Annotated in this window: 12 protein-coding genes and 1 riboswitch; of the genes, 7 read left to right on the top strand and 5 right to left on the bottom strand. The window is 71.1% G+C overall.

Annotated elements, in window-relative coordinates; translation table 11 throughout:
- Window positions 1-3: 3 nt before the first annotated feature.
- From ACH35V_RS16155 to ACH35V_RS16145, 3 genes are all read right to left on the bottom strand, one after another.
- Window positions 4-2,250 (bottom strand): heavy metal translocating P-type ATPase, encoded by a 2,247-nt coding sequence (locus ACH35V_RS16155; protein WP_395973108.1) that lies wholly within the window; start codon window positions 2,248-2,250, stop codon window positions 4-6.
- Between the two features lie 42 nt (window positions 2,251-2,292).
- Entirely contained in the window at window positions 2,293-3,243 is a 951-nt protein-coding gene (locus ACH35V_RS16150; RefSeq protein WP_395973106.1) for a hypothetical protein, read from the bottom strand.
- A gap of 76 nt (window positions 3,244-3,319) precedes the next feature.
- Window positions 3,320-3,526, bottom strand: coding sequence for a heavy-metal-associated domain-containing protein (locus tag ACH35V_RS16145; RefSeq protein WP_395973104.1), 207 nt, complete (start codon window positions 3,524-3,526; stop codon window positions 3,320-3,322).
- A 362-nt stretch (window positions 3,527-3,888) separates the two neighbouring features.
- On the opposite strand from ACH35V_RS16145, the gene ACH35V_RS16140 reads away from it, so the two are divergent.
- Window positions 3,889-4,752 carry an Fpg/Nei family DNA glycosylase gene (locus ACH35V_RS16140; protein WP_395973102.1) on the top strand — a complete coding sequence of 288 codons (864 nt, stop codon included), beginning with the start codon at window positions 3,889-3,891 and terminating at the stop codon, window positions 4,750-4,752.
- Window positions 4,753-4,833: 81 nt separating this feature from the next.
- Here ACH35V_RS16140 and ACH35V_RS16135 read toward each other — a convergent pair whose 3' ends face one another.
- Window positions 4,834-5,295: an SSI family serine proteinase inhibitor gene (locus tag ACH35V_RS16135; RefSeq protein WP_395973100.1), complete on the bottom strand. Its 462-nt coding sequence runs from the start codon at window positions 5,293-5,295 to the stop codon at window positions 4,834-4,836.
- Window positions 5,296-5,341: 46 nt separating this feature from the next.
- On the opposite strand from ACH35V_RS16135, the gene ACH35V_RS16130 reads away from it, so the two are divergent.
- The 4 genes from ACH35V_RS16130 (at window position 5,342) to ACH35V_RS16115 (ending at window position 10,362) form a co-directional block, all read left to right on the top strand.
- A complete protein-coding gene (locus tag ACH35V_RS16130) occupies window positions 5,342-5,677 on the top strand; it encodes a rhodanese-like domain-containing protein (protein ID WP_131965873.1) in 336 nt (111 codons plus the stop codon).
- A gap of 161 nt (window positions 5,678-5,838) precedes the next feature.
- Window positions 5,839-5,948: riboswitch (TPP riboswitch) on the top strand.
- On the top strand, window positions 5,943-7,292 hold the full coding sequence (locus tag ACH35V_RS16125) for a purine-cytosine permease family protein (protein ID WP_395973099.1): 1,350 nt from the start codon (window positions 5,943-5,945) through the stop codon (window positions 7,290-7,292). It overlaps the preceding riboswitch by 6 nt.
- 77 nt (window positions 7,293-7,369) lie before the next feature.
- The gene (locus ACH35V_RS16120; RefSeq protein ID WP_395973098.1) at window positions 7,370-9,394 is read left to right on the top strand and encodes a PAS domain S-box protein; all 2,025 of its coding nucleotides are present in this window, start codon (window positions 7,370-7,372) and stop codon (window positions 9,392-9,394) included.
- 422 nt (window positions 9,395-9,816) lie between these two features.
- Window positions 9,817-10,362: an ATP-binding protein gene (locus tag ACH35V_RS16115; RefSeq protein WP_395973097.1), complete on the top strand. Its 546-nt coding sequence runs from the start codon at window positions 9,817-9,819 to the stop codon at window positions 10,360-10,362.
- A gap of 312 nt (window positions 10,363-10,674) precedes the next feature.
- On the opposite strand, the gene ACH35V_RS16110 is transcribed toward ACH35V_RS16115, so the two are convergent.
- On the bottom strand, window positions 10,675-11,889 hold the full coding sequence (locus ACH35V_RS16110; protein WP_395973096.1) for an arginine deiminase: 1,215 nt from the start codon (window positions 11,887-11,889) through the stop codon (window positions 10,675-10,677).
- A 57-nt stretch (window positions 11,890-11,946) separates the two neighbouring features.
- Between ACH35V_RS16110 and ACH35V_RS16105 the strand changes: the two genes are divergently transcribed.
- Window positions 11,947-13,164: an MFS transporter gene (locus tag ACH35V_RS16105; RefSeq protein ID WP_395973095.1), complete on the top strand. Its 1,218-nt coding sequence runs from the start codon at window positions 11,947-11,949 to the stop codon at window positions 13,162-13,164.
- A gap of 195 nt (window positions 13,165-13,359) precedes the next feature.
- Complete coding sequence (tuf, locus tag ACH35V_RS16100) at window positions 13,360-14,544, top strand: elongation factor Tu (protein ID WP_395973094.1); 1,185 nt, start codon at window positions 13,360-13,362, stop codon at window positions 14,542-14,544.
- The last annotated feature ends 13 nt before the right edge of the window (window positions 14,545-14,557 follow it).

Genomic DNA, 14,557 nt, shown 5'->3' with positions numbered 1-14,557 from the left:
CGCTCAGAGCGCCTTGAAGCGGCGCAGCCGGAGGCTGTTGCTGACCACGAAGACCGACGAGAACGCCATCGCGCCGCCCGCGATCATCGGGACCAGCAGCCCGGCCGCCGCCAGCGGCAGCGCCATCACGTTGTAGGCGAACGCCCAGAACAGGTTGCCCTTGATCGTGCCGAGCGTGCGGCGGGACAGCCGGATCGCGTCGGCCGCGGCCCGCAGGTCCCCGCGGACGAGGGTCAGGTCGGACGCCTCGATCGCCACGTCCGTGCCGGTGCCCATCGCGAGGCCCAGGTCGGCCTGCGCGAGCGCGGCGGCGTCGTTGACGCCGTCCCCGACCATCGCGACCGTCCGTCCTTCGGACTGGAGGCGCTTGACGACGTCCACCTTGTCCTGCGGCAGGACTTCGGCGATGACCTCGTCGATCCCGACCGCGTCCGCGACCGTGCGGGCCACCGTCTCGTTGTCGCCCGTCAGCAGGACGGGACGCAGCCCGAGCGCCCGCAGCCGGTCGACCGCCTCCTGCGAGGTCGGCTTGACCTGGTCCGCGACGGTGATGACCGCGCGGGCCCCGCCGTCCCAGCCGACCGCGACGGCCGTGTGGCCGAGTGCTTGCGCGTCCGCCATGGCGCGTTCGAGGTCGGGCGTGAGGTGCTGCGACCATTCGGCGAGGAGCTGCGGACGGCCCGCCAGGACGCCGTGACCGTCCACGACTCCCTGGACGCCCAAGCCCTCGACGTTCGCGAAGTCCTCGACCGTGCCGAGATCCCCGACGCGCTCCACCGCTCCCTTCGCGATCGCCTGGGCGATCGGGTGCTCGGACGCGTTCTCCAGCGCCCCCGCCAGCCGCAGGACGTCGGCCTCGTCCACGCCCTCGGCGGTGACGACGTCGACCAGCGCCATCCGCCCGGTGGTGACGGTGCCCGTCTTGTCCAGGACGATCGTGTCGATCTTCCGGGTGGACTCCAGCACCTCCGGGCCCTTGATCAGGATGCCGAGCTGCGCGCCGCGTCCCGTCCCGACCATGAGGGCGGTCGGGGTGGCGAGGCCGAGCGCGCACGGGCAGGCGATGATCAGCACGGCGACCGCGGCGGTGAAGGCGGCGGCGAGGGGCTCGCCGGTGCCGATCCAGAACCCGAGCGTGCCGAGCGCCAGCGCGATCACGACCGGGACGAACACGCCGGAGATCCGGTCGGCGAGCCGCTGGACCTGCGCCTTCCCCGTCTGCGCGTCCTCCACGAGCCGCGCCATCTGCGCGAGCTGGGTGTCGGAGCCGATGCGCGTCGCGCGGACGAGCAGGTGCCCGCCCGCGTTCACGGTCGCGCCGACGACGGTGTCGCCCGGACCGACCTCCACCGGGACCGACTCGCCGGTCAGCATGGACGCGTCCACCGCGGACGAGCCCTCCTCGACCGTCCCGTCCGTGGCGATCTTCTCGCCGGGGCGGACGACGAACACGTCCCCCACGGTCAGCCGGTCGACCGGCACCCGCTCCTCGCGCCCGTCCCGGACGACCGAGACCTCCTTCGCGCCCAGTTCGAGCAGCGCGCGGAGGGCCGCCCCGGCGCGGCGCTTGGACCGCGTCTCGAAGTAGCGCCCGGCCAGGATGAACATGATCACGCCGGACGCGGCCTCAAGGTAGATGTTCATCGACCCGTCCGACCGGGACATCGAGAACTCGAACCCGTGCTTGACGCCCAGCTCGCCGGCGGTGCCGAAGAACAGCGCCCAGAGCGACCAGCCGAACGCGGCCAGCGTGCCGAGCGAGATCAGCGTGTCCATGGTGGCCGCGCCGTGCCGCAGGTTGGTGTACGCGGCCTTGTGGAACGGCCAGCCCGCGTACACGACGACCGGGGCCGCCAGCGTCAGCGACAGCCACTGCCACGCCTCGAACTGCAGGGCCGGGATCATCGCCATCGCGATCACCGGGATCGACAGGACGATCGCGGTGAGCAGCCGCTGCCGCAGCGCCCGGAGGCCGTCTTCCTGCTCCGGCGCCTCCCCGCCGGCGCCCTGCTCGGGCTTCGGCGGGGCCGGGAGCTCCGCGCTGTAGCCGGCCTTCGCGACCGTGGCGATCAGCTCGTCCGGGGACACCCCCTCGGCGTACTCGACCTTGGCCTTCTCGGTGGCGTAGTTGACCGTCGCGGTCACGCCGTCCAGCTTGTTGAGCTTCCGTTCGATGCGGTTGGCGCACGATGCGCACGTCATCCCGCCGATCGCCAGCTCGATCTGCCCGGACGCGGTGTCCGTGCTCATCGTCGCCCTCCTCTGCGTTCTGCGTCGATCGTTCGGGACGGGTCAGTGGGTGTGGGGCGTGTCATCGTGGCCGCCCCCGTTCTCCTGGGTGGGCACCTGCGCGTTCCCCGCGTGGACGGTGAACTCGGCCGTCCGGACCTTGCCTTCGTGCTTGAAGTCCAGGTAGAGACGGTAGGCGCCGGTGCTGGGCGCCTCGGCGAAGAACGTGATGCCGGGGCCCGGCTTCGTCTCGCCGTCGCCCGGCTCCCCGTCCGGGTGGACGTGCAGGTAGGCGAGGTCGCCCTGGCGCAGCGCGACCAGGTGGCCGTACGCCTCCAGGTACGGCTCCAGGTCCGTGACGGGCTTGCCGTCCTTGCTCACCGAGAGGGTGACTTCGGTGGACTTGCCGGGCGTGAGGCCGCCGGACAGCGTCACCTCGTAGCCGTCCACCTTCGCGACCTGCTCGGGCTTCGGCAGCGGCGCCGTCCGCAGGTCGCCCTGGACGAACACGTCGGTGCCGAGCGTGAGCTGCCGCTTCGCGCCGTCCGGCTGGATGTCGGTGAAGAACCGGTACACGCCGGACTTCGGGATCGTGAGCGAGACCGTCCAGACGCCGCCGCCCGCCTCGGACGGGTGCAGGTGCTGGAAGCCCGACAGGTCGCGGCTCGCCACGATCAGGTGCAGGCGCTTGCCGTGCAGGGGCTTGAACCCGGTGACGGGCTTGCCGTCGGGGCCGTTGATGGTGAACCGGAAGTCGGTCCGCTTGCCGGGGGTCAGCGTCGTCTTGCGCGGGACGAGCGTGTAGCCGTCCTCGGAGACCTGGAGGCCGCCGGGCGGGTTCGACGTCGCCCCACCGCCATCGCCGCCGCTCGCGCCTCCGCCGTGGCCGCCGCCGTGGGACGCGGTCTCGGCCGACGCGCCAATGGGTCCGACGACCTTGCCGACGCCGGCGGCGCCGCCGAAGACGACCGCCAGCCCGGCGGCGTAAGCTCCCAGCTTGATCGCGTTGTTCATTCCGATCACTCCAACCCGGTGCCCGGGGGGCACGGTGTTCAGGGGGCGCACCCCGCCGCTGCGGGGGGCGCGCCGGTCATGGCTTCAGTGCGTAACCGGCCTCTTCGACGGCGTCCTTGACCAGGGCGTCGTCGATCGGCGCGTCGCTCGTCACGGTGACCCGGCCGGTCGGCAGGTCGACCTCGACGCCGGTCACCCCGGTGATCTGCTCGACCTCCTCGGTGACCGAGCTGACGCAGTGGCCGCAGGTCATTCCGGTGACGGTGTAGGTGGTGGTGCTCATCTGGCGACTCCCTCGAATATTTACCCCTAGGGGGTATCTCGCGGCCCTCATGCTGCCATAACGGTTCACCCGTGGCAACCCGTACCCCCTAGGGGTTATTTCGAGATCCCGGTCACATGCCCGCCGAGTCGGGTCTTGGGGCCGCTCGGGGCGGTTACCGGCGGGTTGTTACGCGGAAGTTATCCACACCCTCGGTGACGGGCCGTCCCCGGCCCCGTCCGGTGGTTTGCGGGGATTCATTGAGGTATCGACCCTGTAAACGCCCGGCGCCCCGCCGCGTCCGGAGTTGTGCACAAGCTTTTCCACAGGCTTCCACAGCCCTGTGGACACAGCCATCGCCCCTCTTCGCCGATACTGAGGCCATGCCCGAACTTCCTGAGGTGGAGGCGCTGGCGGGGTTCCTGCGGGAGCGCGTCGTCGGACACGTCATCGCGCGCGTGGACGTTCTCGCCATCTCCGCGCTGAAGACCTACGACCCGCCGATCACCGCGCTCGGCGGGCTCGCCGTCACCGGCGCGGCCAGGCACGGCAAGTTCCTCGACCTCGACGTGGACGGCCTGCACCTGGTGATCCATCTGGCGCGGGCCGGCTGGCTGCGCTGGCGCGACGAGATCCCGGCGAGGCCCGTCCGGCCGGGCGGCAAGAACCCGCTGGCCATGCGCGTCCATCTGGACGACGACTCCGGCTTCGACCTGACGGAGGCCGGGACGAAGAAGGGGCTCGCGGTCTACGTCGTCCGCGACCCCTCGGACGTTCCCGGCGTCGCGTCCCTCGGCCCCGACCCGCTGGACGACGCGTTCACCCCGGCGGCGCTCGGCGCGATCCTCGACGGCAAGCGCACCCAGGTCAAGGGCCTGCTGCGCGACCAGAAGGTGATCGCCGGGATCGGCAACGCCTACTCCGACGAGGTGCTGCACGTCGCGAAGATGTCCCCGTTCAAGATCGCCGCCTCGCTGACCGAGGACGACGTCGCGACCCTGCACGACGCCATCGTCACCACCCTGCGCGACGCGGTGGAACGTTCGCGCGGCCTGGAGGCCCAGGACCTCAAGGGCGAGAAGAAGACCGGCCTGCGCGTCCACGGCAAGACCGGCCAGAAATGCCCCGTCTGCGGCGACACGGTCCGCGAGGTGTCCTTCGCGGACTCGTCCCTCCAGTACTGCCCGACCTGCCAGACGGGCGGCAAGCCCCTCGCCGACCGCCGGATGTCCCGCCTCCTGAAGTGAAACAGGCCCCGCCCGGATGACCGGGCGGAGCCGATGGGTAGTCGTGGTTGTCTGGACGGAGCCGGAACGGGGATGGCTCGTTCAGCGGACCTTCGGCACGGGGCCGAAGAGCGGGCCGACCTGCTCCCAGCGGTGCAGCTGGCAGCCGTCGTCACGCGAGAACTCGGCGTTGATCTCCTTGCCCTGCCAGGTGCCCTTGACCGTGGCGAGCTCCGGCCCGCCGTAGATCATGGTGCACTGCTGTTCCTTGGGGACGGGTTTGAAGGGGTCCTTGGCCTTGGTGAGGGCCGCGCAGGCGTCGGCGACCTTGGGATGGTCGCCGCCCGGCGGTTCGCAGTTCAGGGTCCAGGTCTTGGCGGGGGCCTCCTTGGAGGCCTTGACGTTGATGGTGAGGGTGTCCGCCGGTGTGCCGGAGGGCTGCACGGACGTCGTGCCCGAAGGCTTGTCGGCGGGGGTCCCCTTGGCTTGTTCGTCGCCGCAGGCGGCCAGGGACAGCACCATGGCCAGCCCGGGCGACGCGAAAAGGAGCGTCCGATACCGCATGCGTGATTCGACGCAGGGGGGCTTCGCGCGGTTCCATGGGGGTGTGATGAATTTCGGGGACGACGTGCCGGCGGTGGGAGCCGCTGACGTACCGCAGGACGGCTACCTGCTGGACGTCCGGGAACAGGACGAGTGGGACGCGGGCCACGCCCCCGCTGCGGTCCACATCCCCATGGGCCAGCTGGGCGATCGTGCCGGCGAGGTACCCCGCGACCGGGAGGTCTACGTGATCTGCCGGTCCGGGGCGCGGTCCGCGCAGGTGACGGTGGCGCTCAACCAGGCGGGCTGGCTGGCCAGGAACGTCGACGGCGGGATGAAGGGCTGGGTCGAGGCGGGTCGTCCGATGGAGGGCGGCGGCGACGGGGCCCCCTACGTGGCCTGAAGCGGCCCGGCCATATGTGGCCGGGACGGGGCCGCGCATGATCGGTTGACTCCGGGGCGATCCGCGCCCTTTTAGTGATCTGTGTCCTTTTGGGGGAAGTCGGGCGGTTGTACGATCGGGCCCGACCGATGACCGCGGGAGCTCGGGCCGCGCCGGACCGGTACATACCGGACGGGTGCATGCCGGGCTGAGAGGGCGGCCTTAGAGGCGCCGCCGACCGCATGAACCTGTCCGGGTAATGCCGGCGTAGGGAGTGTGTTGTCCCGTGGCGTCCGAGGTTGATGCGCGCGCTGGTGCGGCGCGTGCGAACAGCGAGGCACCGTTCACGCTCGACGAGCCCGCGCCCAGGGTGCTCGGCTTCTGGGACCAGAGCGCCTTCTGGGCGAACCTCGGGGTCAGCCTGCTGGCCTTCTCCGGTGCCTACACCGTCCTGGCGCCGGGAGCCGACGGCCGGCCCACCCTGTCGATCATGGCGGGCATCGTGGCGATGGCCGTCGGAACGGCCCTGGGCGGGCTGATGCTGGGCCTCGCCGCGGTGCCGGGCGCGCGCACCGGCCAGCCCGCGATGGTGCTGCTCCGCGGCCTGTTCGGCGCGCGGCTGTCGTACGCGCCGACCGTGCTGAACGTCGCGCAGCTCATCGGCTGGGGAACGTTCGAGCTGATCGTCATCGCGGACGCGGCGCGCCATCTGTGGGACGGCGTGCCGCGCTGGGGCTACGTGGTCGCCGCCGGGGCCCTCACGACGGTCCTGACCATCTGGCCGCTCGGCTCCGTGCGGATCCTGCGCCGCTACGTCACGGTCGCGGTGGCGATCGCGCTGGTCTACTTCTACGTCCAGCTCCTCCGCGAGCCGCTGCCCGACCTGACGCAGGGGTCGTGGGGCGGCTTCTGGATCGGGGCGGACGCGGCGCTGGCGGTGTCGATCTCCTGGGTCCCGGTGGCCGCCGACTACACCCGGCATTCCCGGACGGAACGGGCCGCGTTCGGCGCCGCCGCCGTCGGCTACTCGGTCACGCAGATCGTCGCGTACGTGCTCGGCCTGCTGGCGCTGGCGCTCGTGGCGGGCGACTCGTCGAAGGTCTTCGACCCGTTCCTCAACGTCACGCTCGGCGTGGTGTTCTTCGCGGTGTTCGTGCTGCGCGAGGCGGACCAGTCGTTCGCCGACACCTACTCCACGGCCGTGTCGATCCAGAACCTCGTCCCGCGCGCCGACCGGCGCGTGCTGAGCGTCGCGCTCGGCGTGATCGTCACGGTGCTCGCGCTGGCGCTGGACATTGGCGACTACGCCGGATTCCTGTCACTGATCGGATCGGTGTTCGTGCCCATGCTCGGCGTCCTGGCCGCTGACTTCTTCCTCGGACGCCGCCGCCGTGGACGCGGCTGGGACGTGTCCCGGACGGCGCCGTCCCGCTGGGGCATGATCGCCGCCTGGGCGGCCGGGTTCGTCGTCTACCAGCTCATCAACCCCGGCACCGTCACCAGATGGGCGGGCTTCTGGCAGGACGTCCAGGACGTGCTGCGCTTCGGCCCGCAGAGCTGGATGAGCGCCTCGCTGCTGTCGTTCCTGGTCGCCGGGGCCGCCGCGCTCCTCATCGGCAGGCTTACTAAAAAGTAAGGTTCCTGTTCGTACGGGGTTTCAGCAGAAAGTTTCGGCGTAAGTTACCCGGCGCGGCGCCGGAGACCGGTGGCACGATGACAGGCGTGCATCACCACGTCCATGACCCGATCGCGCGGGCGGTCATCGAGAGCGCCGCCGACGCGATCGTGGCCGTGGACCAGCGGCACCGGGTCACCGTGTGGAACCCGGCCGCCGAGCGCATGTTCGGCTGGACGGCCGAGGAGATGGCCGGACGGGTGCCGCCGATCGTCCCGCACGAGCTGAAGGCCGAGCACAACGCCGTCCAGGAACGGCTCCTCACCCGCCGCGCCGGTGACGACGCCGCGGAAGGCGACGGGGACGGCGGGCAGATCTCGATCGCGACCCGCCGGTTCCACCGCAACGGCCGCCTCATCGACGTCCGGATCGACACGAGCCTGCTGAAGGACCCGTCCGGCACCCTGCTCGGCTGGGTCGGCGTGTACCACCCGGTCGGCGAGGACGAGATCGTCCAGCACCACATGACGGAGCGGGCCCGGCTCGTCCGCCGGCTGAACGACATCGTCGCCGACCTGAACGCCGAGCTGGACCTCGCCGTCGTCCTCGACCGGATCACCGCCGCGCTGATCGAGCTGACCGGCGCGGACGCGGGCGGGTTCGCGCGGATCGAGGGCGACCGGCTGCGGCTGGTGAACATGTCCGGGCTGCCGGAGCACATGCGCGGCACGTCCGCCGACCTGAAGACGAGCCTGGTCGGGGAGCTGCTGCGGTCGGGCAAGACGGTCAAGCTCGCGACGGGCGAGCAGCGCCTCGGCGACCTGATCTGGTCCGAGCTGTCCGGGCTGCACACGATCGCGCTCGGCCTGTCGTACCTGCAGAACCGCCCGTACGGCGCGCTGTACGCCCTGTTCTCCGGACACAAGGTCGGGCACACCGAGTTGGAGCTGCTGGAACTCCTCGCCGGGCACGCGGGCGTCGCGGTCGGCAACGCCGTCGCGTACGCGGAGGTCGTCCGGCAGCGGGCGCACGAGCGCGCCGTGATCGACTCCAGCGCGGACGGGATCGCCGTGCTCGACCAGGATCTCGTCGTCCGGCAGTGGAACCCCGCCGCGCACGCGCTCACCGGCGTCCCGCCGGAGGACGCGATCGGGCGGCCGCTGCCGTTCGGCATGCCCGCGCTCGGCGAGATGCTGACGTTCCGGCTGGAGTCCGGGACGTGGCTGAACGTGCTCGCCGCCGAGATCGAGGAGACCGGCGAGCTGGTCGTCGACTTCCGCGACGTGTCGGAGGCGAAGGCCCTCGAAGAGGCCAAGGACCTGTTCCTCGCCACCACCAGCCACGAGCTGCGCACCCCGATCACGGTCGTGCAGGGGTTCGCGTCCACGCTGGTCAACCGGTGGGACGAGCTGTCGGACGGCGACCGCCGCGCCGCCGTCGCCACCATCGCCGAACGCGCCCAGTCGCTCGGCCGGCTCGTCGAGCACCTGCTGCTCGGCTCCCGCGCGGGCGCCGACGAGCTGACCGTGACGATCGAGTCGTTCGACCTGACGCGGGTGCTGGAGGGCGTCGTCGCCGGGTTCCGGTCGCTGTCGCCGCTGCACCGGGTCGAGCTGGAGATCGAGCCCGGCCTGCCGTCCTGCCGCGGGGACGCGATGGCGACCGACATCATCCTCGGGCAGCTCCTGGAGAACGCGTTCAAGTACTCCCCGGACGGCGGGACGGTCAGCGTCCGGGCCGTCCGCGAGGGCACCGGCATCGTGGTGACCGTGGAGGACGAGGGCGTCGGCATCCGCGCCGGCGACCACGAGCGGATCTTCGAGCGGTTCGTCCAGGGGGACGCCGGGGACAGGCGGCGGTTCGGCGGCATCGGGCTCGGCCTGTACATCGTCAAACGCCTCACGGAGGAACAGGGCGGAACGATCTCCGCACATCCGGCCCGGCACCGTAAAAGTGAGGGATCTCACACAGGCCCGGCGCGGCGGGACGAGCCCCTCCGATCGGACGGTTCGGTACACCGTCCGAACGTTCTTCTGCACGACACAGAGGGCCACGGACCCGCAGGTGGCGCGCATGCCGGTGACGGAACGTGCATGCGGCTCGTCCTCCGGACCGCGCCCTGACCGCCCGCATCGCCCTGGCGTCAACGTCTCCCGTCAGTGACCGGACGGGCCGTCCTGTGACTACTCAGCGTAACCAAACCCGAACCGTCCCGCCACGATAAGACGGCCGTGACCAGGGCATTCATGTGGTCTCGACGGTCGTCGCGGCCGCTCCCCTGCGGGAAAGTGCGGCGTCCGCCGGGTGTGACGGACGAAACGAGCGCCGGAGGAGTAAATCCGCCGTTGGCTGGATAGATCCTTGGATGGTTGCCGTTCGTGACGGGATACCGATGCGGGGGTGATCACCGTGACCGGATGGCCGGTGACTCGTTGTGCAGGTGGCGAATGAACCGTTCGTGTTTCCGGTCCCGGCCATCAGGGCATTTCGGTCGTACTGGAAGAGCGGTGACGGGACTCATCCGAGCTCACGAAACCACGGGGAGGTGAGGGCGTCGAGCGTCGTACTGCTCCCACACGCACCGTCCAGCGTCGCGGTCGCCCGGAGGCGCCTCAGCTCGGAGCTGGTCGACTCGGGCGTCTACGAGTCCGTCGTGGACGACGCCAGCGTCATCGTCAGCGAGCTGCTCAGCAACGCCCTCCGCCACGCGCGCCCGCTGCCGTCCGGCCAGGTGCGGGTCTGCTGGCTGCGCCGCGGCGACGTCCTCGAACTGGAGGTCAGCGACGGCGGCGCCATGACCGAGCCGCGCCGCGGCCCCGGCACCCTGTCCTCGCTCGGCGGGCGCGGGCTCGGCATCGTCGAGGCCCTCTCCGAGGGCTGGGGCGTCCGCCACGAGGACGGCTCCACCACGGTCTGGGCCGTCCTGCGGGCCCCCAGGTCGCCCAGCGGGAAGAACGGGCAGGCCGCCCCCGCCGGAGCGCACACCGTCGTCCCCGACCTCGCCGACTTCCCCGACCTCACGGACGAACCGGACGATCTGCGTGACGGAACCCGAAACGGGACCGCCGCGAGCAGGGCATACCCGGCTTGACCGGGCCCCACCTAGAGAATCTCCCGCCGACCTTGTAGTGTCCTCCCCAAGCTCGGGCGTTGTCGTGCCCCCGTCGACACCGCCCGAGCTGTATTTTTTTGCCTTTTTCTCCTCCTTCGGGCCTGGCGGCCCTCCATCGTCGAAAAACGCGCGCGATCGCTGCATCGCTTCGTCTCGCCTTGGCGGCTCGCTGCGCGATCAGGTTTCTCGCAGGCTCGAAACCTGCCTTCGGACGCGATCGCAGGCGTTGAGGTTGTCGCGTGGTTGCGGTGGTGGCTGGGGTCAGTGTGTCCGGCCGGTTGCGCTTGGCGCTTATGTGGCTGGGGGGTCTCTGAGGATTGGGCAGGACATGCAGCGGGGGCCGCCTCGGCCTGTGCCCAGTTCGCTGCCGGTGATTCTTATGACCTCTATGCCGGACGCCTCCAGTTGGGCGTTCGTTTCGATGTTGCGTTCGTAGGCGACGCAGAGGCGTGGGGATACGGCGAGGGTGTTGTTGCCGTCGTCCCACTGTTCGCGTTCTGCGGTTACCGGGTCGAGGCCGGTGTCGATCACCTTCAGGCGGTCCAGGCCCATGGCTTCGGCGGCTGCCTCTAGGAAGGGGCGCGGGCCGCTTACGTGGAGGTCGCTGTTGTGGAGGGTGACCGTGTGGGCGGTGAGGGAGTGGGCGACCGGGGGATACATGACGACGGTGTCCACGTCGACCATCGTGCAGACGGTGTCCAGGTGCATGGTGGCGCGTTCCTGCGCAATGGGGACGGCCAGGACGGTGTGCGCCAGTCCTGCGCCGATGACCTGGCGGGCCAGTCGTTCTACGCCTGCGGGGGTTGTTCGTTCGCCGGTTCCTACGGCGATCACTCCTGGGGTCAGTAGGAGGACGTCGCCGCCTTCTAGGTGTTCCAAGGCCGGGGTGTACACGGGCTGGACGTCCGCGAAGCGCGGGTGGTGGGTGTAGACGAGGCCCGTCAGCGCGGACTCGCGGCGGCGGGCCTCCATCGCGAGGCTCGTCACCGCCACGCGGTCGCCGATCCAGGTGCTGTTGTCGCGGGTGAACAGCAGGCCGGGGAGCGGGTCGACGATGAAGTCCAGGCGGTTCATCAGCCGGTAGACGAGGCCGTGGCCCGCCTTCAGCTCCTCGTGCGCCAGGCCCGCGATCAGCGTGTGGGCGAGGTTCTCGGGGTCGAGGTCGCGCAGGTACTCCTCGACGACGCGGCGGAGCTGGTCGCCGAGGCGGAGGTCGACGATGGCGTCCGCGATGGCCTGCTCGCGGGCGGCCTCGTACTCCAGGGCGTCCTGCAGTAGCTCCGTGACGTAGAGGACCTCCACGCCGCGTGAGCGGAGGGCCTCGGCGAACGCGTCGTGTTCTTCTTGGGCCCGGCCGACCCAGGGGATCGCGTCGAACAGCAGCTTGTCGCTGTTGCGGGGGGTGAGCCGCTTCAGTTCCGCGCCGGGACGATGCAGGAGGACGGTCCGCAGCCGTCCGACCTCGCTGGTGACCCGATGCTCGTGCGCCGTCTTCGCTGCCGTCACACTCTGCAGTTTAGGCGGCAGGATCTTCTGTCCCTCCGCTGTGTCACCATGCGGAGGGTGATCGGCAGATCGGCGGCGCTGCCGCTGCACCTCACGTCGGCGACGCTATTGCGGGTGTCGGCCGAGGGGGTCGCGACGGCGCTGGTCCTGACCGTCCAGGCGCGGACGGGGGACGCCGCCAGTGCCGGGTATCTGCAGACGGCGATGACGCTGCCGTACGTGCTGAGCGGGCCGTTGCTCGGGATCGTCGTGGACAGGGTGGCGCGGCCGCGTGGTGTCGCCGTCGCGCTCGCGGCCGGGTATGCCGTCGCTACGGCGCTGCTGCTCGGGATGGCAGGGCGGTCGCCGCTCGTGCTCGCGCTGATCGTTGCGGCGGTGATCGGGTGCACTGAGCCGGTGGTGGTGGCGCTTACCAGTTTGCTGCCGCGGTTCGTGCCGCCGGGGCGGCTTTCGCGGGCTTACGGGCTTGAGGCGTCCAGTTACAACCTGGCGGGCATTGCGGGGCCGGGGCTGGCCGCCGGGCTCGCTGCCTTGGCGGGTGGGCAGTATGCCGGGGTCGCCATTGTTATCGCTGGTGTTCTGGGGTTGCTGACGCTTCCGCTCTTGCCCTTCACCGGGCCGCCTGCTGATGGGAAGGCGGAGGTGGGCGGGTGGTCCTCGATGGTCACCGGCGGGCTGGTGGTGCTGGCCAAGGGGCGGGTGCTGCGGGCGCTGACGGTGGCGACGACGCTCGCGTGGATGGGGTTCGGCGGGGTCGCGGTGACGGCGGTGCTGCTCGCCGAGCACATCGGCGCGGCTCCGAGCGCGGGCGGACGGCTGCTCGTCGCGATGGCGGTCGGCTCGCTGATCGGGTCGCTGGCGTCCAGCCGCTGGCTGACGCCCAGGCACGCGGAGCCGGTCATGCTCGCCGGGCTGGTCGCGTTCGGGGCCTCGCTCGCCGCCCTCGCCGTCGCGCCGTCGCTGGCGTGGGCGACGGCCGCCTTCGTCGCCGCGGGGATCAGCGAGGGGCCGGTGTTCGCGGCGACGCTGATGCTCCGGCAGCGGGAGGCGCCGCCCGGACGGCTCGGCCAGGTCAACACGACGGCGGGCAGCCTCAAGATCGCCGCCTCGGCGGTCGGGGCCGCGCTGACCGCCGCGTCCGCCGACGCGATCGGGCCGATCGGGCTGGTGCTCGCGATCGCCGCGTTCCAGTTCGCCGGGGCCGCCGCGGGGTTGCTTCTGCTGCGTCTTCCCGCAGGTGGAAAACCTGTCGACGTGGCGAAATCCGGCTCGTAGCCTTCGAACCATGTTCCTCGCAGCCGGCACCTCGACGCTCGCGGCCTTCGGCCTGCTGAGCGCGGTGCCGGCTGCCTTCTCGGCAGCCGTCGACGGCCTGCGACGCTGACCCCTCTCCGTCCCACCTTCCGGAGAACCAGCGGAGGGGGGTGGCCCAAGCGGGTTCTCACCGGATCCACCAGTGAGGACAGGACAATGGCCAAGCAGCTTTACGAGCGCGACAAGCCGCACGTGAACATCGGCACGATCGGGCACGTCGACCACGGCAAGACGACGCTGACCGCGGCGATCACGAAGGTGCTCGCCGAGCGCGGGATGGCGTCCGCCGTGCCGTTCGACCGGATCGACCGGGCCCCGGAGGAGCGCGACCGCGGCATCACCATCAACGTCGCGCACGTCCACTACGCCACCGCGACCAGGCACTACGCCCATGTCGACATGCCAGGGCACGCCGACTACGTGAAGAACATGATCACGGGGGCGGCGCAGGTGGACGGGGCCGTGCTCGTCGTGTCCGCGCAGGACGGGGCGATGCCGCAGACGCGGGAGCACATCGTGCTGGCCCGGCAGGTCGGGGTCCGGCACGTGGTCGTCGCGCTCAACAAGGCCGACCTGGTCGAGGACGCCGAGCTGCTCGACCTCGTCGAGCTGGAGGTCAGGGAGCTGCTGTCGGAGTACGGGTTCCCCGGGGACGAGATCCCCGTCGTCCGGGTGTCCGGGCTGCGGGCGCTGGAGGGCGACCCGTACTGGACGGCCCGGATTGTCGACCTCCTCGCCGCGATCGACGCGTACGTGCCGGTGCCGGAGAGGGTGCTCGACAGGCCGTTCCTGCTGCCGGTCGAGAGCGTCCTCACCATCACCGGGCGCGGCACCGTCGTGACCGGCGTGGTCGCGCAGGGGCTCCTGCGCGTCGGCGACGCCGTCGAGGTCGTCGGGCTCGGGGAGTCGTTCCGCACGGTCGCGACCGGGCTGGAGACGTTCGGCCAGTCGATGGACCACGCCGAGGCCGGCGACAACACCGCCATGCTGCTGCGCGGCGTCCGGCGGGACCAGGTCCGGCGCGGCCAGGTCGTCAGCGCGCCGGGCGCGATCCGGCCGCACCTGCGATTCCGGGCGAAGGTCCGGGTCCTGACGGCCGGCGAGGGCGGACGGAGCAGGCCGTTCTTCCACGGCTACCGGCCCCAGTTCCACTTCCGGACGACCGACGTGGTCGGCGGCGTCGACCTCGGCGGCGACGGCCGCATGGCGATGCCCGGCGACTCGGTCGAGATGGCCGTCGAGCTGGGCAGGCCCGTCGCGATGACCGAGGGCCTCGGGTTCGCCATCCGCGAGGGCAACCGGACGGTCGGCGCGGGCACGGTCACCGGATTGCTCGACTAGCGGGCGCCCAGGG

Origin of the sequence: Actinomadura sp. 1N219 (assembly GCF_044326405.1) — a bacterium.
Classification (GTDB): Bacteria; Actinomycetota; Actinomycetes; order Streptosporangiales; family Streptosporangiaceae; genus Spirillospora.
The sequence above is the reverse complement of the archived record's forward strand: the minus strand, read 5'-3'. Positions and strand labels throughout refer to the sequence as shown.